This is a genomic window from Burkholderia sp. BE17 (assembly GCF_009362305.1).
GTDB classification, from domain to species: Bacteria; Pseudomonadota; Gammaproteobacteria; order Burkholderiales; family Burkholderiaceae; genus Burkholderia; species Burkholderia pyrrocinia_C.
Window position 1 is genome coordinate 30548 of record NZ_WHNU01000032.1, and the last position, 18566, is coordinate 49113.

Sequence of the window (18566 nt, forward strand, 5' to 3'; positions counted from 1 at the left end):
GTCGATAACCCGCTGGTGGATCGTGGTGTCGACAAAGAGTACGTTCGGCCCGTGAATCCGGCAAGTCACCCACGCTCGGCAAAGCCGCCCTCGCGTCGCGACAACGCGCAGGCCTCCCCCGCCGGCGTCACCCGGTAAAACGCTCGCTCGCAAACTGCGCATCCGGCACGCCTGCCGCAACGGCCACGTCCCGCACACCCTGCACGAGCGGCGGCGGCCCGCACACGTAGATATCCGGCAGCGCTCCGGCTTGCGCAAGTGCCGCACGCAACGCGTCGACCGGCGTGCCTCGCAACCCGGCCCACTCCCCGCCGGGCCGCCATACGCAGAGATCGACCTGCAACTGCGGCAGGTCGGCCTGCAATCGCGTCAGCTCGTCGAGCATGAACAGTTCGCTTTCCTGATTGACGCCGAAGAACAGCCGCGCATCGGCCATCTCCTGATACTCGGCCATGCGCCGCAGCATCGACAGGATCGGCGCGAGCCCCGTGCCGCCCGCGACGAACCAGCGCGGCCGCAGGCTGTCGGCGAACAGCCCGAAGCCGCCCATCGGAACGCGCACGGTCAGCGGATCGCCCGGCCGTGCGCGCTCGCGCAGGTAGGTCGAGAACCAGCCGTCCGGCCGCAGCCGGATCAGGAACTCGAGGCGGCCGTCCCAGTTGCTCGTGTTCGCGAGCGAATACGGCCGGCGCAAGCCGCTGCCCGGCACCTCCAGCTCGGCGAACTGGCCGGGCTCGAACTCGACGGCCGAGCCGAATGCGTCGTCGGGTTCGACTTGCAACTCGACGCGCATCGTGTCGGCCGCGATTGCATCGAGCGCCGCGATCCGCGCGGTGCGCACGGGCACCGGATGCAGCAGCACCTTGGTCCGGTCGTATGGCGCGGCGACCCGAAGATCGCCGCGCGGCGTGGTCCGGCACAGCAGGACCGCGCCGCGCTGGCCGGCAGGCAGCACGCCTGCGCTGTCGGCCTGCATCTCGTACGCGCCGTCGACGACGGTCGCCTGGCACGCGCCGCAGCTTCCGCGCCGGCATTGCGACGGCAGCGTGATGCCGGCGTCCGCCGCTGCGGTGAGCAGATCCTGTTCGGCGTCGCATCCGAAGCCGAACTGCTCACCGTCGCGCGTCGTGATCTCGATTCGATAGGTCATCGAACGATCCCGTTCAAGCGGCCTTGCGCGCCAGCGAAGCGGCAAGATCTGCACCGGCGTCGCCGATCGGCTGGATGCCGAATTGCTCGACCAGCACCGCGAGCACGCCCGGCGTGACGAACGCCGGCAGCGTCGGTCCGAGGCGGATGTTGCGCAAGCCGAGCGCGAGCAGCGTCAGCAGCACGGCCGCCGCCTTCTGCTCGAACCACGAGATCACGAGCGACAGCGGCAAATCGTTCACGCCGCAATCGAACGCGTCGGCGAGCGCCGTTGCGATCCGGATCGCCGAATAGCTGTCGTTGCACTGCCCGACATCGAGCAGGCGCGGAATGCCGCCGATATCGCCGAACGCATGCCGGTTGAACCGGTACTTGTTGCAACCCAGCGTCATCACGACCGTATCGTCGGGTACCTGCTCCGCGAACTCCGTGTAGTAGTTGCGGCCCGGCGCCGCGCCGTCGCAGCCGCCGATCAGGAAGAAGTGGCGAATCTGTCCGGCCTTGACCGCGTCGATGACCTTGTCCGCGACGCCGAGCACTGCATGGCGGCCGAACCCGACCGTGATCGTCTCCTCCGGCGCCGTGGCAGGGAAACCGGGCAGCGCCTGCGCGGCGCGGATCAGCGTCGAGAAATCGTGATGCTCAAGATGGCGCACGCCCGGCCAGCCGACCGGCCCCGTCGTGAAGATCCGCTGCCGGTATTGCGGCATCGGCTCGATGATGCAGTTGGACGTCATCAGGATCGGCCCGGGGAAATGCGCGAAGTCGCTCTGCTGGTCCTGCCACGCGCCGCCATAGTTGCCGACGAGATGGGGAAATGCCTTGAGCACCGGGTACGCGTGGGCCGGCAGCATTTCGCCGTGCGTGTACACATGGATGCCCGTGCCGGCCGTCTGTTCGAGCAGCGCGTGCAGATCGCCGAGATCGTGGCCCGACACGAGGATCGCCTTGCCCGCCACCGGCGACACGCGCACGGCGGTCGGCTGCTGCGCGCCGAAGCGGCCGGTGTTCGCGCTGTCGAGCAGTTCCATCACCGTCAGGTTCAGCCGACCGAGTTCGAGCGCCTGCGCGAGCAGCGCGTCGACGTCGTCGGGGTCGCGCGCGAGAAACGCGAGCGCCGCTTCGACGCCCTCGTAGATGTCGTCGCGCTCGTAGCCGAGCACCCTCGCATGATGCGCGTAAGCGCACACGCCTTTCAGCCCGTACAGCACCAGCGCACGCAGGCCGACGATATCCGCGCCCACCTTGTCGAGCCCCGAGTCGATGCCGACGGCGGCGGCCTGTTCCAGCAGGCCGGCGAGATCGCCTGACGGCTGCCACATCGCGGGCCCGTGCAGCACGGGGATGACCGCTCCCATGGCCCGCGCCTTCGCTTCGCATACGGCCTTCAGGCGGTCGCGCGTCTGCGCCGCGTCGCGCAGCAACGCGACGAAGCGCGCCGCATGGAAGTTCACGTTGGTCAGCGTCGTGAACATCGCGTACAGCACGAACCGGTCGGCGTCGCGATCGGGGGCGCCCAGTGCGCGCGCGACCGCGCCGTATTGCGCAATGCCCTTTACCGCATGGACCAGCAGGTCCTGCAGGTCGGCCGTCGTTGCATCCTTGCCGCAGTTGCCTTTCGCCGATGCGCAGCCGGGCCGCGCGCCGGTCCGGTCGGTCTGTTCGCATTGATAGCAAAACACGGTGCTCTCCTTTGTCGATCATGGGGGCGCGGGTCGGCGCGAACGGCGGCGGAACGCGGGTTCCTTGTCGCCGGGCATCCCGCCCGCTTCAAGATGCGTTTCTTATGCATCTTTTTCATGATGTTTCGGCACGCGTTTCGCCACCGTGATGCAGATCAAGAAACGGGACGCTCGCCGGTGAGGCAACTTGTCGCTGTCACTGCTCGCCGGCTTCGGTCGTGTGTTCGTTTTCGGTATCCGCGCATTCGATGCCCCAGTCGCCGTATCGATACCAGTCGTCGCCGAGCAGTTCGCTCGGGTGCTGCGTGCGGCTGGAACCGTTGCCGCAACGCATCGCGTGCGCCGCGCAGTAGTTGTCGCAGCCCCAGCAGATCCTCTCCGGATGCACGGGGTGCAGCGGAAATTTCCTGGCCATCGCGCGTTGTCCTCCCGGTGTCGTTTCGTTCGCTACCGATCGACTCTAGTTCATCGATGCACACCGGCAATGCGGCATTCTTTCGCAGTGGCGATCGTGCGTCGGCTAGGCACGCCGCGCAACGCAATTGGATCGCCTCAAACAAAAATGCCCGGACATCGTCCGGGCATTTGCACATCGTCCGTTACCGCCGGCCGCGCTTACGCTTCGAGCGCCTCCAACACCTTCCCCTTCGTCTCGATCCCGACGAAGTGCACGGTCACCGCCGCGATCAGCGGCACGATGCCGATCAGGTAGAACGCGGGTGCGAGGTTCCCGCCGATGATCGCGTGCGGCACGACCATCGGTGCGACGAACGACGCGATCTTCAGCCATGCGCTGCCGAGCCCGCAGCCCGACGCGCGGATGCTCGTCGGATACTGTTCGGGCGTATAGACGTACGCGGTAATGAACCCCGACGCCATCAACCCGAGCGACAGCGAGCAGAAGACCGCGACGACATACACCGACGATGCGTGATAGATGCCCGCGAACGCCAGCGACAGCGCGCACAGCACGAACGACCACACGATCACCGGCTTGCGGCCGAGCTTGTCGACGAGCAGCGCCGACGCCAGCGACCCGAGCACGCCCATCACCGAACCGATCACCGCGAGGTTCAGCGCGAGTTGCAGCGGCGCGTGATAGAAGTTCTTGTAGATCGTCGGCAGCCACGTCGACAGCCCGTACTGGATGAACCCGCAGGTCGCCCACAGCGTCGCCACCGCGAGCGTGCGCTTGCGATACGCGGCGCTGAACAGGTCGCTCATCTTGCGCTTCGGATGCTGGCGCACCATCTCGTCGAACGCAGCCGCCTGCGTGACCGGCGGCAGCTCGCCGCGCACCGACGCCTCGAACACGCCGACCGCGCGCCCGGCTTCCGCGAGCCGCCCGCGCGATGCGAGCCAGCGCGGCGATTCCGGTACGAGGCGCGTGAGCACGAACGACAGGATCAGCGGCAGCCCGCCGACGAAGTACATGATCTCCCAGCCGAACCGCGGCACGAGCCACGCGCCGAGCGCCATCGACACCAGCAGGCCGATCGGGAACACGATCTCGTACAGCAGCACGAAACGGCCGCGGCCATGCGCGCGCGTGATCTCGTTGATGTACGTCGCGGCAACCGGCAGCTCGCCGCCGAGCCCGAGCCCCTGCAGGATCCGCAGCAGCACGAACACCTCGAAGGTCGGCGCGAAACCGCACGCGATGCTCGTGATGCCGATCACGGCCGAGCTCCACGCAATCGCCTTCACGCGGCCGTGCTTCTCGGCCAGCGCGGGAAACAGAAATGCGCCGATCAGCTGGCCGATCGCGCCGGACGCGATCAGCATGCCGATCTGCGTCGGCGACAGCCCCCATTTGTGAATCAGCAGCGGCAGCGTCGCCGCGATCGTGATCACGTCGAAGCCGTCGAAGAACGTCGCGGTGCCGATCAGCACGCGTGCGCGGATCTGCATCGCGTTGCCGGGAAGCCGCTCGAGCCGCGCGATGATCGCGCCGGGCGTGGAGGCGGCAGCTTCCATCGTGGCGCGACCGGCCACGACGTTGTCGAAAGTGCTCATGCGGGGTGTCTCCGTAGTCTCTCTGCCGGGTCAGGCAAGCGCTTTGGTCGTGTCTGCCAGGGCTTCCGTATCCACTGCCCGGCCCTGGTTCATCCACTTGCGCGCGAGCTTCAGCTCACGTGCGTTGTTCACGGCGATGACACCTCTCACATGCCCGTCGCCAAGGAAAAACAGCGTCGCGCGGCGCGCGGCGAGATCGCCGCGCACGACGAGCTGCGCATCGGCCGGCAGATCGCCGAGGATCTGCAGGTTCACGTCGTACTGATCGGACCAGAACCACGGAATCTCCGCGTACGGCGCGCGCACGCCGAGCACGGCCTTCGCGGCCGCGATCGCCTGGTTCTGCGCGTTGGCCCACGATTCGAGCCGCACGCGCCGCTTCAGCCAGCCGTTGTGATGGTTCGCGACGTCGCCGCACGCGAAGATCGCCGGGTCGCTCGTCGCGCCGAATTCGTCGACGACGATGCCGTCGTCGACGGCCAGCCCCGCATCGCTCGCGAGCGACGCGTTCAGCGCGAGACCGATGCCGGCCACCGCGAAATCGGCGTCGATCGTCGTGCCGTCTGCGAGCGTCGCGCGCACCTTCGATGCGTCGCCAGGCTGCGCATCGAGCGACGCGAGCGCCGCGCCGACACGCACGTCGACGCCGTTCGCGCGATGAAGGTCGAGCAGGAAATCCGACACGATCTGCGGCACCGAGCGGCCGCACAGGCGCGGCGCGCCTTCGACCACGACCGCCTCGACGCCGAGCTTGCGCGCGGTCGCCGCGACTTCGAGGCCGATCCAGCCGCCGCCGATCACGAGCACACGTTGGCTCGCGCGCAGCTTCTCGCCGAGCGCGGCCGCTTCGTCGAGCGTGCGCAGGTAGTGCAGGTTCGGCGTCCTCACGATTTCGTCCGGCAGGCGGCGCGACGTGCCGCCGGTCGCAATCACGAGCCGGTCGTATTCGATCTCGCGGCCGCTGGCGGTCGTCACCACGCGGCGCGCGCGGTCGATCGACGCCGCGCGTTCCGGCTGCCATGCTTCGATATCGAGCGCGTCGAATTCGTCCGGGCGCACGACGCGTACGGTTTCGATATCGGCGTCGCCGGCCAGCACGGCCTTCGACAGCGGCGGCCGTTCGTACGGCAGGTGCGGCTCGTCGGCGATCATCACGAGGCGGCCCGTGTAACCTTCCGCGCGCAGCGTCTTCAGCACCCAGCCGGCAGCCTGGCCGCCGCCGATCACGACGACCGTGCCGGGCGCGGGCTGCGCCTGCGTATTCGCTTCGGTCATGATTTCCGCTCCGTCATGAACTTGCCTTCCGGCGCCTTCGCGTTCTTCTGCCGGCGCGTGTTGCCGTCGAGGCCGCCGTCGACGGCCCATTCTGCAAACACGGTCGGGCCCGGTTCGAACTCGCGCGGCTGCCATTCGGGCGTCAGCACGTCCTCGTCCGCGTAGTACTCGATCAGGCCGCCGGCCGGATTCTGGAAGTACCAGAAGTACGCGGACGACACCGGGTGTCGGCCCGGGCCGAGTTGCGTTTCCCAGCCGCAGCGGTCGATATGCATGCCGCCGCCGAACACTTCGTGGATGTCGCGCACGGTGAACGCGACGTGGTTCAGGCCGCGCTTGCCATTCGGCAATGCGAGCAGGAACAGATCGTGGTGGCCGCCATGCGGCGCGCAGCGCATGAACGCGCCGCGGCCCGGGTAGCGATCGGACGTCTCGAAGCCGAGCAGCTCGTGATAGAACTTCACCTGTTCGTCGAGGCAGTTCGTGAAGAACACGACATGCCCGACCTCGACCGGCACCGCGCGTGCATAGATCGGGCTCGGCCGGTCGACGCGCAGCGTCTGGCCCCACACGTTCGACGGCGAGCCGGTGATGTCGAGTTCGCGCTTGCGCGTGACTTCGACGCGGATCGCCATTCCGTTCGGGTCGATACAGCCGACCGCATCGTCGTGCGAGTAATAACCGGGCTGGCCGGCGAGCTTCGTGCGCAGCGCGTCGAGTTCGCCCTGCGTCGCGACGCCCCACGTCACTTCGCGCAGCGTCGGGCCCGCTTCGAACGCGGGCGGCAGCGCCGGATCATCGGCGTTGACGGCCAGCACGGTGCAGCCGTTCATCGTCTCGAAGCGCGCGCGTGTGTCGTCGTGCGCGACTTCCTTCAACCCCCAGTCGGCGAAAAAGCGCCGGCAGGTCGCGAGATCGTCGACGCCGTACGTGATCTGCTCGATTCCCAAAATGCTCATTGCGTCATTCCCCTTCGCTCAGTTCGCCCACGGCAGCGGCGCGTCGTTCAAACCCCAGTAGAGGCTCTTCTGCTGCATGTACTCGCGGATGCCGAGACGCCCCTTCTCGCGCCCCATTCCGCTCTCCTTCCAACCCGAGAACGGCGTGGAGATCGAGAACAGCTTGTACGTGTTGATCCAGACGGTGCCCGTTTCGAGCGCGCGCGCGATGCGCCACGCGCGCTTGTAGTCGCGCGTCCAGATGCCGGCGGCAAGACCGAACACGCTGTCGTTCGCCTGCGCGATCAGCGACGCTTCGTCGTCGAACGGCATCGCGACGAGCACCGGCCCGAAGATTTCCTCCTGGCAGATGCGCGCGCTGTTCGGCAAGCCTTCGAGTATCGTCGGCTGGTAGAAGAAGCCGTGTTCGCGCCCATCGCCCGACGGCCGCTCGCCGCCGCACAGCAGGCGGCCGCCTTCTTCCAGGCCGAGCGCGACGTAGCGCTCCACCGATTCGCGATGCTTCGCGGTGATCAGCGGCCCCATCTGCGTATCGGGCCGCGTCGGGTCGCCCACGCGCAGCTTGCGTGCGCCCGCAACCAGCCGCTTCATGAATTCGTCGTACACCGCACGCTGCACGAACAGCCGCGAACCCGCGATGCACGCTTCGCCCGACGAGCTGAAAATGCCGTACAGCACACCGTTGACCGCATGATCGAGATCGGCGTCGTCGCACACGATCGTCGGCGACTTGCCGCCGAGTTCGAGCGACACGGGCATCAGCTTCTCGGCCGCGATGCGCGCGATGCCGCGGCCCACTTCGGTGCCGCCGGTGAACGACACCTTCTTCACCAACGGATGACGCACGAGCACATCGCCGATCACCGAGCCCTTGCCCGGCAGCACGCTCAGCACGCCCTTCGGCACGCCGGCTTCCTCGCAGATGCGCGCGAGCGCAAGCGACACGAGCGGCGTGACTTCGGCCGGCTTGAGCACCACCGCGTTGCCGCCGGCAAGTGCCGGCGCGAGCTTCTGCGCGTCGGACGCGATCGGCGAGTTCCACGGCGTGATCGCCGCGATCACGCCGATCGGCTCGTACACGCTCATCGTCAGGTAGTCGCCGCGCGACGGCGTCAGTTCTTCGTCGAGCGTTTCGAGGCAGGCCGCGAAATAGCGGAACGTGTTCGCGGCGCTGGCCACCAGCACGCGCGTCTCGCCGATCGGCTTGCCGTTGTCGCGGCGCTGCAGGTTCGCGAGCGCCTCGTGGCGCTGCATGATCAGATCCGCGATGCGGTACAGCACCTGCGCGCGCTGATGCGGCTTCAGCCCGGCCCAGTCGGCACGGCGCCATGCTGCATCGGCGGCTTCGACGGCTTCGGCCGCGTCTTCCGCGTTCGCCGTCGACACTTCCATGTTCACCGACTGGTCGGCCGGATAGATGCTGGCGTAGGGCGCGCCACGGCCGCGCCGCCACTCGCCGCCGATCAGGATGTTGCCGTCGGGTACCAGGCTCGTATCGAAAGGAGTCATGTCACAAGTTCCACAAATCTGTCTCTGCGCACCCGCCCTCGCCGTGGCGCGGGCGGACATTCAATAGTCCGAATCTCTCGAAGCGCCGCTCAGATCACGCAGCGGGCCGCGCGGTTGCGCAGCGCGCGGATCGCGCAAAACGCCGTCAGCGCGGACGTCTTCGGGTTGTCGGGCAGCGGCTTGCCGCTCATTTCCAGCGACATCTCGCCGAATGCGCCGCGCGCGGTGATGCGGTGCACGTTGCGCGCGACGGCCGGATCGGCGATCAGTCGCACGCGCGTCGCATCGAGGCCGAGGCCCGCGAGCGCAACGGTCGCCGCGACATTCGCGTTCTTCGGATACAGCCGCGCGGCGTCGCGCGCGGTGCCTTCGAAGATCACCTTCTCTTCGGCCATCGTGCGCAGGTCGCACAACTCCTCGGCCGGCGTGCCGAGCCAGCCGAGCGGCGGCTTGCGGCCGACGTACAGCACTTCGTCGAGGCCGCCCTGCTTCGCGGAAGCCAGCGCGTCGATGCCGCCGATCGCGCCGGACAGCAGCGTCAGCGTCGCGTCGCCTTCGTCGGCGGCCCGCGACAGCACGTCGAGCAGCGCGAGATCGGACAGCGCGCCGATCGATGCGACCGCGCAGTCGGTGCCGGCCTTCAAGAGCGGCACGACGTGATCGACGAGCGCACCGTGGCCCGCGCATTCGAGCGCGAAATCGGGGCGGCGGGCCAGTGCGTCGACCGACGACACGACCTCCACGGCACCGCCCAGCACGCTCTGCACCGCGGCGCGCTGGTGGTCGGGCACGATCACGTGCGCGATGCGCAGCGCCGCATCGTGCTCGACTGCGTGGTACACGGCCGCGCCGATCGCGCCGAAGCCGATCATCGCGACGTCGACGGGTGCGTGCGCGTTACGCATACTGGCGCTCCGTGGGCGCTTCCTTCTTCACCGGCGGGCCTGCGAACGACGAGGCGAACGAGCCGACCGACAGCATGTCGACTTCGACCATCACCGGCCCTTCCTTCGCCATCCCGTCGCGCACGATCGCTTCGGCCTGGTCGAGCGACGTGATCCGGTAATGCGTGAGGCCGAAGCTCGCGCAGAACTGCGCGAAATCGGGCTGGTGCAATTGCACGAAGCAGCGGCGGCCGCCGTAGTGCGCGTCCTGGATGTTGCGGATCACGCCGTAGCACTGGTCGTTCATCAGCACGATCATCACGTTCGCGTTTTCCTGCACGGCCGTCACCAGCTCGCCGACGTTGACCATCAGGCCGCCGTCGCCGACGAGGCAGACCGTCTTCGCGGCGGCGCCCGCCAGCGCCGCACCAATGCCCATTTGAATCCCCTGGCCGATGCCGCCGCCGAGCGCATGCACACCCGCGCGCGGTTCGAAGATCTTCAGCAGGCGGTTGCCCCACGTGCTGTTCGAGATCGTCACGTCGCGCACCCAGTTGTAGTCGCGGCCGACGGCGCCCTGCAGCGTATCGACGAGCTGCTTGTATGGCCCGAGGCCCTTCGCCACGTCGGCGACCGCCTGCTCGCGAGCCGCCGCGAGATCGGACGCGAACTGCGGATCGACCGACAGGCGGCCTTCGAGCAGGTCGGCCAGTTCGGCCAGCACGCGCTTCGAATCGCCGTGCACGAACAGCTCGTTGCGGTAGCCGCGGTTGTCCGCGAGCGCATCGGCATCGACGCGGAACAGCGGCTGCGGCAGCGCGAGCTTGTACTTCAGCGTCTCGTTGCCGCGCAGGCGCGAACCGACCACGACGAGCGCGTCGCAGGTCTTGTAGAACGCTTCGACGGACGCATGCACGTTGAACGCGCCGAGCGTCGCCGGATGATCCTCGGGCAGCACGCCGCGGCCCTGCACGCTCGTCACGACGCCGAAGCCGAGCTTCGCGAGGCGTTCGACTTCGTCGCGGGCGTGGCGCGCGCCGCCGCCGAGCCACAGCAGCGGGCGGCGCTTGGCCGCGAGTGCGTCGGCGAGCTTCGCGACGCGTGCGGCGTCATGCTCGCGCACCGCGACGTGCGCCGGCGCGAGGTCTTCCGGCCATTCGATTTCGGCGGCCTGGATGTCGATCGGAATCTCGACCGACACGGGGCCCGTCGGCGCGGTCTGCGCAATGCGTATGGCTTCGCGGATCGTCGGCAGCACGGTCTCGACCGTGCGCACGCGGAACGCGGCCTTCGAGATCGCGTCCAGCATCGTCAGCTGGTCGGGCGCCTCGTGGATATAGGCGAGATCCTGATCGAGGTACGGCGTCTCGATCTGCCCCGTGATGTGCAGCATCGCGGTGCCGGCCGTCAGTGCCTCGACCATCGCGCCGGCCGCGTTGCCCGCCGCCGTGCCGGTGCTCGTGAACGCGACGCCGAGGCCGCCCGACACGCGGGCCAGGCCGTCGGCCATGTTCACCGCGCCGGCTTCGCCGCGCGCGCCGACATAGCGGATGTTGCCGCGCGAGTTGATCGCGTCGAGGATCGGCATGTTGTGGATCGAGATGACACCGAATGCGGTTTTCACGCCGCACTGCTCGAGAAAGGCGGCAATCAGCTCGCCAACCGTGGTTTTTTTAGACATGGCGTGCAAAGCCTCCAGAAACGTCGATATGGCTGCCCGTCGTGTAGGACGACAGATGCGTTGCGAGATAAAAAAGTGCCCAGGCGGCCTCGTCGGGCTTGCCGAAGCGATTCAGCGGAATGTTCTTCTTGCGCGCGAGCGCACCCGTCCATTCCTCCCAGCTTTCGCCGGGTTGCGCCTGCGCTTCGTAGCGGCGGCGCCACTGGCCCGACTCGACGATGCCGATCAGGATCGAGTTCACGCGGATGCGCTGCGGCGCCAGTTCGGTCGCGAGCGACTTCACGAGGCTCAGCACGCCCGCGCGCGCCGACGACGTCGCGACCATGTGCGACTCGGGCTGCAGCGCGAGCAGCGAGTTCACGCAGGTGATCGTCGGCGCCTGCGCGTCGCGCAGCAGCGGCAGGAATGCGCGCGTCGGGCGGATGATGCTGAAGTACTTCAGTTCGAGCTCTTCGCGCCACGCGTCGTCGGTCGTGTCGGCGAAGGTCGACACGCGGCCCTGGCCTGCGTTGTTCACCAGCATGTCGGCACGGCCGAAGCGCGCGGACACCGCCTGTGCGAACGCGGCCACGTCGGCCTCGTCGAGCACGTTGCAGCGCTCGGCGAGCAGTTGCGCACCCGGATATTTTTCGCCGAGCATCGCCGCAGCGCGTGCGAGGCGGTCGCTGTCGCGGCCGCAAATCGCGACCGATGCGCCGGCCTGCAGGAACCGTTCGGCCGTCGCGAGGCCGATGCCGGACGAACCGCCCGTCACCACCGCAACCTGCCCGGTCAGATCGATCTCAATCATGTCAATCCTCGCCGGGCCGTCCCAAGAGGATTGACCGCCCCTTCGGGGGGCAGCGCGAGAAGCAAGCGTGGGGGTCTCATTTCAATCCTAACGCCTTCATAAACGTGTGCTCGTCATCCGAGCGGTAGTTGAGCCGCCGCGACAGTTCCGCCGCCGCGCGCTGCACCTTGTCGATCAGCCCGTCCGCGATCAGCGCCGCGTCGATCTCCGGCCGCGGCACCGTCACCGTGATGCACGCGACGATCTTCTGCGTCTCGTTGCGCACGGGCACCGTGACCACCGAAATGCCGCGCTCGAACGACGAGTTGCTGACGCCATAGCCGCGCAGCGCATCCTCGCGAATCACTTCGTATAACGCATCGACCGTCTCCGGCGTCGCGCTCGTCATCCGGTTCAGCGTGCCTTCCGGATACAGCGAGCGCAGCTCCTTCAGCGACAGGTCGCCCATCAGCACATGGCCGTGCGTCGTCGCATACGCTGGCAAGCGCGTGCCGACGTTCACGCGGATCGAGCTGAACACCGGCGACTGGCTCTGCGCCTTCGCGACGAACACGACGTCGCGGCCATCGCGGATCACGATGTGCGTCGTGAAACCGGTCGCGTCGCGCAGGCTCTCGATCACCGGCAGGCCGAGATCGGTCAGCTCCAGCGAGCTCAGGTATTCGAAGCCGAGCCGCAGCACGGCGATGCCGAGCTTGTAGTTGCGATCCTTGTCCGCGCGCTCGAGGAAGCCGAGCGATTCGAGCGTCTGCAGCAGACGGAACACCGTCGTGCGCGGAATGCCGAGCCGCTTCGACAACTCGGGCGCACCGAGCACGGGCTCGCGCGGCGAGAATTCGGCGAGAATCCGCAGCCCGCGTTCGAGGCCCGGCACCACGTAGCTGGCTTCGGCCTTGCCGTTTTCGGGTTCTTGTTGCAGCGGGTCGCTCATGATGTCTCCCGCCGGGCCGCCCCAAGGGAGGCATCCGCCCCCTCGGGGAGCAGCGAACGAATGTGATCGTGGGGGTCGTTCATACCAGCCCCCACTGCGTATCGCACTGACGGCAGAACGTGTCGATCAGTGCGGAATAAACGGCCGGCGCTTCCACGTACCCGGCATGACCGGCTTGAGGAATCACCTGCAGCCCGACGTGCGCGGCCGCGGCGATCCGCTCGCATGCGGCGGGCGGCGTGATCGCGTCGTTCGCGCCGACGGCCACGGCCGTGCGGCCGCGAAAACCGGCGAGATCGGTCGCGAGGTCGGCGTTCGCGAGCAGATGCGTGGCCTGCGCATAGCCTGCCGGCACGATGCGCGCCATGTTCCAGCGCACCCATGCACGCGCATCCTCGCTCGCGAAACCGGACAGCATGTTGCCGCTGCGCTGCTCGGCGAGCCCGGCCGGACCGAGTTCCGCGAGCATCGCGAGTCGCGCGTCGCGGCGCGATTCGCGCGTTTCGGCGGGCGCGCTGCCGTAGCCGCCCGCGGGCGACACCAGCAGCAGGCCGGCGATCCGCGCGGGCATCACGCGGGCAAGACCGCCCGCGACGATCGCGCCGAGCGAATGCCCGACCAGCACGCAGCGTTCGATGCCGAGTGCCTCGAGCCACGCGTTCAGCGATGCCGCGTAATCGGCGGCGGCCGGCGACGCGCCGTGCACGGGCGTCGACGCGCCATAACCGGGCGCATCCCACGCGAGCACGCGCCGCGATGCACCGAGCGTGTCGAGCTGGCACACCCACGATGCGGCGCCCGAGCCGATCCCGTGCAGCAGCACGACGGGCAGCGCGCGGCCCGCATGCTGCGCGCCGGCCTCGCGATAACCGATCGTGCCCGCCGCGCCGGCCGCGCAACGCTGCTCGGGAAACTGCCCGAGCAGCGCTGCGAATGCCGCGGTGCGGTCGCGTTCACGTTTGTCGATGACACTCATTGCTTCACCGGCTCCGTCTCAACGCTTGATCTTCGCGAGCGGCGAATCGGGCGGATACGTCGGCGTGATCGGCTTCGGCGAGCCGAGCATCACGCACATCAGCGCGTCTTCCTCGCCGATGTTGATTTCCGTGCGATATACGCCGGGCGGCACCGAGATCAGGTCGCGCTCGCCGAGGATCGCCTCCCACGTCTGCCCGTCGCGCTCGCAGATCACCTTCATCTTGCCGCGCAGCACGAAGAAGATTTCTTCCACGTCGATGTGGATGTGGCTCGGGCCGATGTTGCCGGCCGGGATCACCATCGTCGAGAACGTGAAGTTGCCGGCCGGCACCGTGTTGACGTCCTTCGCGACGCCCGTGCCGCCGGTGCCGACATAGCGCATCTGCGCACGGCGGTACTTCGAGTCGTAGTCGGCCTGGAACTTCAGTGCGTCCCAGTCGTAGCGACGCGTCGCGTAGCGCGCGACGCGCCCTTCCATCCAGTCGTTGAAGCTTGCGCCTTCCGGCTGGTCCCACGACTTGCGTTCGAGATCGGCGTCCGCCATCGTCAACTCCTTCATCAAGGGTGAAAACATCAATTCATTACGAAGCCGCCGTTTACCGGCAGCAGTTGGCCCGTCACGAAGCGCGCGCCGTCCGACAGCAGGAACAGCACGGGGCCCGTCACGTCGTCGGGCACCTGCGCACGCGTCAGCGCGCGGCCCTGCATGTAGAACGCGTGGCGCTCGGCCGGCACGTAGGCCGTCGCCTCGACTTCGGTCAGCCCCGGCGCGATCGCGTTGACCGTCACGCCGTGCGCGCCGAACTCGCGCGCCTGCGCATGCGTCATCGCAATCACCGCGCCCTTGCTCGCGACGTACGCGAGCAGCTTCGGCGCACCCCACAGCGCGGTGTCCGAGGCGAGGTTCACGATCGCGCCGCGGCCCGACTTCGCGAGGTGCGGCAGCGCCGCATTGCTCACGAGCCACACGCCGCGCACGTTCACGTTCATCACGGCGTCCCACGTCGCGACGTCGAGCTCCGTCGACAGCTTGCCGCCCGAGTTCGTGATCGCCGCGTTGTTGATCAGCGCGTCGATGCCGCCGAGCGCCGCCGCGCCCTGCGCGACGAATGCGTCGACGCTCGCCGGATCGGCCAGGTCGAGCGCGAAGAAATGCGCAACGTGGCCGGCTCCCGACAGTTGCGCGGCAAGCGCACGGCCTTCGTCGGCCAGCACATCGCCGAACGCGACCTGCGCGCCCGCGGCGACGAGCGCCTTCACGAACGCCGCGCCGAGACCGCGCGCGCCGCCGGTGACGAGCACACGGCGCCCCGCGAGCGGCACGACCGGTGCGAGCTCAACCATTCGCGGGCTCCGAAGCGGCTTGCGCCGCGCGATGCGCGTCGAGCGCGGACAGGTGTTCCTGCGCACGCTGGCGCAGCATCCGGCGCACGCGCGTGATGCCGACGTCGTGCTGGTACAGGTATTCGTGATCGCGCGCCTGCGGCGCGAGGCTTTCGAGGACGTAGCGGTCCTGCTCGAGCACGTCCCAGTGCAACCCTTCGAGACGGTTGCGGTACATGAAGCGCCACACGTCGCGCTGCCAGCCGCTGACCTTGCGCGTGCGCCAGAAGTAGACCTGGCAGTTGTCGCCGTCGACCGGCGTCGCGAAACCGATGATCCCGAAGTTGCCGCCCGGGCCGAACTTCTGCTTGTACGGAATCGCGAGACGCATCCACAGGCAGCCGGTTTCGCCGAGCTCGACCCAGTCGAAGTTCACGTCGCGCTGGCCGATCTTCTCGAACATCAGGCCCGTTTCCGTCTTGCGCACGCGCATGTCGGCCTGCTTGTCGCCTTCGGCCATCGAGTGCGACGTCGCATGCAGGTACGCGCCGTGCATCGGGTCCATCACGTTGTCGATCGCGTACTGGTAATTGCACTTCCAGTTCGACACGCACAGGAAGTGGCCGTACTCGTCGGCGACCAGTTCCTCGGGCAGGTTCAGCGGCGCCGGCTCGCCGTGCGCTTCGTCGCCGAACCACAGGAAGATCGCGCCGGCCTTCTCTTCGACCGGATAGGACTTCACGCACTTCGTGCCTTCGAGCGGGCAGTTCGACACGGCCGGCACACGGTTGACCGTGCCGCCGCCGTCGACTTCGATGCCGTGATACCAGCAGGCAATGCTGCCGCCGAGGTTCCAGCCGAGCGACAGCCGCGCGCCGCGGTGCGGGCAGCGATCCTCGAGTGCGTGGACCTTGCCCTCGTGATCGCGCCACAGCACGATCTGCTCGGACAGGCGCGTGAGGCCGACGGGTGCGTTCGACACCTGCCAGCTCGGCGCGACGGGATACCAGTAGTTCTTGATGCCGCGGTCGAGATAGTCACGGACCGGGTCGTGTTGGAAAGCGTGTTGTGCGGGGGACGTCATCAGTGTGCTCCGGATGCGGTTGTCGTCGGGTCGGCGGATCGCGCGCTCGGCGCGGTCATTCCGCGAGCGCGGCCATTTCGGCGCGGAAGCGCTCCGGTGTCCACGGCGAGCCATCCGGTGCGCGGAAGCCGATGCGGTTCAGGCCCGCGACGACGTCGTCCAGTTCGGTCGCGCCGGCTTCGAACACGCGTTCGAGCGCATCGCCGAGGTCGTTCTCGTACTGGGTCGGCTCGGCCTTGCGGTTCTGCCAGATCCGGTTCTCGACCTGACCGGGAATCTCGATCTGCCCCTTGCCGGCGACGTTGTTCGGCTGTGGCGCCACCCACGGCTTCAGGAAGGGATTGAAGTTGACGGTCGCTTCTTTCATGTCATTCCACCTTGATCTGGATTTCCTCGCCGGCGAGGCGCACCGCGTACTGCTTCAGCGCGCGTCCGCCCGGACCCTTCAGGCATTCGCCCGTCTTGATGTCGAACACGGCCTCGTGCAGCGGGCATTCGACCGTGCCTTCGTCGACGAACCCCTGCGTCAGCAGCGCGTACGCATGCGGGCACACGTTCTCGAGCGCATACACGTCGTCGCCGACGCGATAGATCCCGATTTCGACGCCGTCGGTCCGCTTGAACTCGATCGGCGTGTCTTCCGACAGCGCGCCGGCGTGCCCGGCGCAAATCCATTGTTCAGACATCTCACACCCTTCCTTCTGATCGACTCTCGGTTTGTTCCTTGCTTGTTCCATATTAGGAACATCAGTTTATGGATGGTGATTATAGGAGCGACTTTCCACGAGTAAAACAAAAAGCTGCATGCCCTAGGGAAAACACCGACCACCAGGTCAACCATTACCCCCGCCTACCCCATCAAATGTAATTTATTGTTTTGTAGCGGGGAGTTATGCCCTTTTTGCAGATGCCCCGCGCCGTCGACGCGCATCGTCCCGGAACCCATCCGTCCCGAAAAGTTTATTTTTGACCACGCTCGTGACACCTCTATACTCCATTCCATCAGAGGTACATTGTTCCTTGTATGGAACATATGAAATGCCCACCCGGCGGTGAAACACGCGTGACGGCCGGCCGTCCCCGCGCATGCCGCCACGGCACGTTTTCATCAGGTTGGAGAGTCAGGAGATCAAATGGTCAAGCAAGCGGTAGCAGCAGCAGTCATCGGGATGGGTGCGATGTCGGGCGCGTGGGCGCAGAGCAGCGTGGTGCTGTACGGCAGCCTGGATGCGGGTGTCGCGTACGTGAACAACGTCGGCGGCCATGCGAAGTGGGCAATGATCCAGGGCAACACGCAGCCCGATCGGTGGGGCCTGAAAGGCAAGGAAGACCTCGGCGGCGGCCTGTCGGCGATCTTCCAGCTCGAAAACGGCTTCTATACGAACAACGGCCAGTTCGCGACCGCGAACACGATCTGGAACCGCGCGGCGTACGTCGGCCTCAGCTCGGACCGCTACGGCACGCTGACGCTCGGCCGCCAGACGCCGCTGTCGTTCGACTATCTCGATCCGCTCAGCACGGCCTACCTGGCGCTGAGCTGGTACGCATTCCACCCCGGCAACATCGACGGGCTCGCCGCGACCGGCAACGTGCCGTACAACAATTCGGTGAAGTACCGCTCGCCGACCTACGCGGGCTTCTCGGCCGCGGCGATGCTGGCGCTCGGCAACACGACGAACTTCTCGACCGGCAAGTCGGTCGGCGTCGCGCTGAACTATGCGAACGGGCCGTTCAAGGCGTCGGCCGTCTACTCGAACGAGCACGACCGCTCGATCCTGATCGGCCAGACGGGCATCGCTTCGTTCCAGGGGCAGAACACCGCGAACGGCTATATCGCGAACAAGGTCGAGAACATCGGCGCAGGTGCGTCGTACCAGTTCGGCGACTTCCTCGTGCATGGCCTCTACACGCGCACGAAGATGCAGTCGAACGGCCATTCGGATACATTCCAGAGCTATGACGCGGGCGTGAACTACCGCAGCAGCGCGTTCAACACGATCGCGGGCGGCGCGGCGACCACGACGCTGGCCGGCCGCCGCTGGACGCAGGTCGAGCTCGGCGACATCTATGCGCTGTCGAAGCGCACGCAGCTCTATGCGAACGTGTTGTACGAGCACGGTTCGGGCGGCGCGAAGGCCGCGTTCTTCACGGCCGGCGTGTCGAGCACCGCGAACCAGGTGATCTTGCTCACCGGGATCCACCACTCGTTCTGAGCGGTTTCACGCGCTCGGCGCCTGAAACGACAAGAGCGGCCCGCGGGCCGCTCTTTTCCTTTGGGATGCCGGATGCGTCGCGCCGCTTGTAC

Annotated in this window: 18 protein-coding genes; 1 reads left to right on the plus strand and 17 read right to left on the minus strand. The window is 67.4% G+C overall.

What is annotated here, in order from left to right:
* Positions 1-127: 127 nt before the first annotated feature.
* From GD429_RS25495 to GD429_RS25575, 17 genes are all read right to left on the minus strand, one after another.
* Positions 128-1150, minus strand: a complete 1023-nt coding sequence (locus tag GD429_RS25495; protein WP_152861001.1) for a 2Fe-2S iron-sulfur cluster-binding protein — start codon at positions 1148-1150, stop codon at positions 128-130.
* Positions 1151-1163: 13 nt separating this feature from the next.
* The gene (gene hcp / locus GD429_RS25500) at positions 1164-2831 is read right to left on the minus strand and encodes a hydroxylamine reductase (RefSeq protein ID WP_321574865.1); all 1668 of its coding nucleotides are present in this window, start codon (positions 2829-2831) and stop codon (positions 1164-1166) included.
* A gap of 196 nt (positions 2832-3027) precedes the next feature.
* Positions 3028-3246, minus strand: coding sequence for a DUF3079 domain-containing protein (locus GD429_RS25505; protein ID WP_152861003.1), 219 nt, complete (start codon positions 3244-3246; stop codon positions 3028-3030).
* Between the two features lie 200 nt (positions 3247-3446).
* A complete protein-coding gene (locus GD429_RS25510; protein WP_111019989.1) occupies positions 3447-4847 on the minus strand; it encodes an MFS transporter in 1401 nt (466 codons plus the stop codon).
* A gap of 30 nt (positions 4848-4877) precedes the next feature.
* Positions 4878-6122 carry an NAD(P)/FAD-dependent oxidoreductase gene (locus GD429_RS25515; protein WP_152861005.1) on the minus strand — a complete coding sequence of 415 codons (1245 nt, stop codon included), beginning with the start codon at positions 6120-6122 and terminating at the stop codon, positions 4878-4880.
* Positions 6119-7081 carry a VOC family protein gene (locus tag GD429_RS25520; protein WP_152861007.1) on the minus strand — a complete coding sequence of 321 codons (963 nt, stop codon included), beginning with the start codon at positions 7079-7081 and terminating at the stop codon, positions 6119-6121. Before GD429_RS25520 ends, GD429_RS25515 begins: the two co-directional genes overlap by 4 nt.
* 18 nt (positions 7082-7099) lie before the next feature.
* Positions 7100-8590, minus strand: coding sequence for an aldehyde dehydrogenase (locus tag GD429_RS25525; RefSeq protein WP_105392105.1), 1491 nt, complete (start codon positions 8588-8590; stop codon positions 7100-7102).
* 89 nt (positions 8591-8679) lie between these two features.
* A complete protein-coding gene (locus GD429_RS25530; RefSeq protein WP_152861009.1) occupies positions 8680-9495 on the minus strand; it encodes an aspartate dehydrogenase in 816 nt (271 codons plus the stop codon).
* On the minus strand, positions 9488-11155 hold the full coding sequence (locus GD429_RS25535; RefSeq protein ID WP_152861011.1) for a thiamine pyrophosphate-binding protein: 1668 nt from the start codon (positions 11153-11155) through the stop codon (positions 9488-9490). Before GD429_RS25535 ends, GD429_RS25530 begins: the two co-directional genes overlap by 8 nt.
* Complete coding sequence (locus GD429_RS25540) at positions 11148-11945, minus strand: SDR family oxidoreductase (protein WP_152861013.1); 798 nt, start codon at positions 11943-11945, stop codon at positions 11148-11150. The genes GD429_RS25535 and GD429_RS25540 overlap by 8 nt, the downstream gene beginning before the upstream one ends.
* Before the next feature lie 76 nt (positions 11946-12021).
* A complete protein-coding gene (locus tag GD429_RS25545) occupies positions 12022-12876 on the minus strand; it encodes an IclR family transcriptional regulator (protein ID WP_152861015.1) in 855 nt (284 codons plus the stop codon).
* Positions 12877-12955: 79 nt separating this feature from the next.
* Positions 12956-13852 (minus strand): alpha/beta fold hydrolase, encoded by an 897-nt coding sequence (locus GD429_RS25550; RefSeq protein ID WP_152861017.1) that lies wholly within the window; start codon positions 13850-13852, stop codon positions 12956-12958.
* 18 nt (positions 13853-13870) lie between these two features.
* Positions 13871-14398, minus strand: coding sequence for a cupin domain-containing protein (locus GD429_RS25555; RefSeq protein ID WP_152861019.1), 528 nt, complete (start codon positions 14396-14398; stop codon positions 13871-13873).
* Positions 14399-14427: 29 nt separating this feature from the next.
* A complete protein-coding gene (locus GD429_RS25560) occupies positions 14428-15198 on the minus strand; it encodes an SDR family oxidoreductase (protein WP_152861021.1) in 771 nt (256 codons plus the stop codon).
* Positions 15191-16261 carry an aromatic ring-hydroxylating oxygenase subunit alpha gene (locus GD429_RS25565; protein WP_152861023.1) on the minus strand — a complete coding sequence of 357 codons (1071 nt, stop codon included), beginning with the start codon at positions 16259-16261 and terminating at the stop codon, positions 15191-15193. The genes GD429_RS25560 and GD429_RS25565 overlap by 8 nt, the downstream gene beginning before the upstream one ends.
* Before the next feature lie 55 nt (positions 16262-16316).
* Positions 16317-16628 carry a recombinase-like helix-turn-helix domain-containing protein gene (locus GD429_RS25570; RefSeq protein ID WP_152861025.1) on the minus strand — a complete coding sequence of 104 codons (312 nt, stop codon included), beginning with the start codon at positions 16626-16628 and terminating at the stop codon, positions 16317-16319.
* A gap of 1 nt (position 16629) precedes the next feature.
* Positions 16630-16947, minus strand: a complete 318-nt coding sequence (locus GD429_RS25575; RefSeq protein WP_006489883.1) for a non-heme iron oxygenase ferredoxin subunit — start codon at positions 16945-16947, stop codon at positions 16630-16632.
* Between the two features lie 447 nt (positions 16948-17394).
* Here GD429_RS25575 and GD429_RS25580 point away from each other — a divergent pair, with 447 nt between their 5' ends.
* Positions 17395-18474 (plus strand): porin, encoded by a 1080-nt coding sequence (locus tag GD429_RS25580; protein WP_152861027.1) that lies wholly within the window; start codon positions 17395-17397, stop codon positions 18472-18474.
* Positions 18475-18566: the final 92 nt, after the last annotated feature.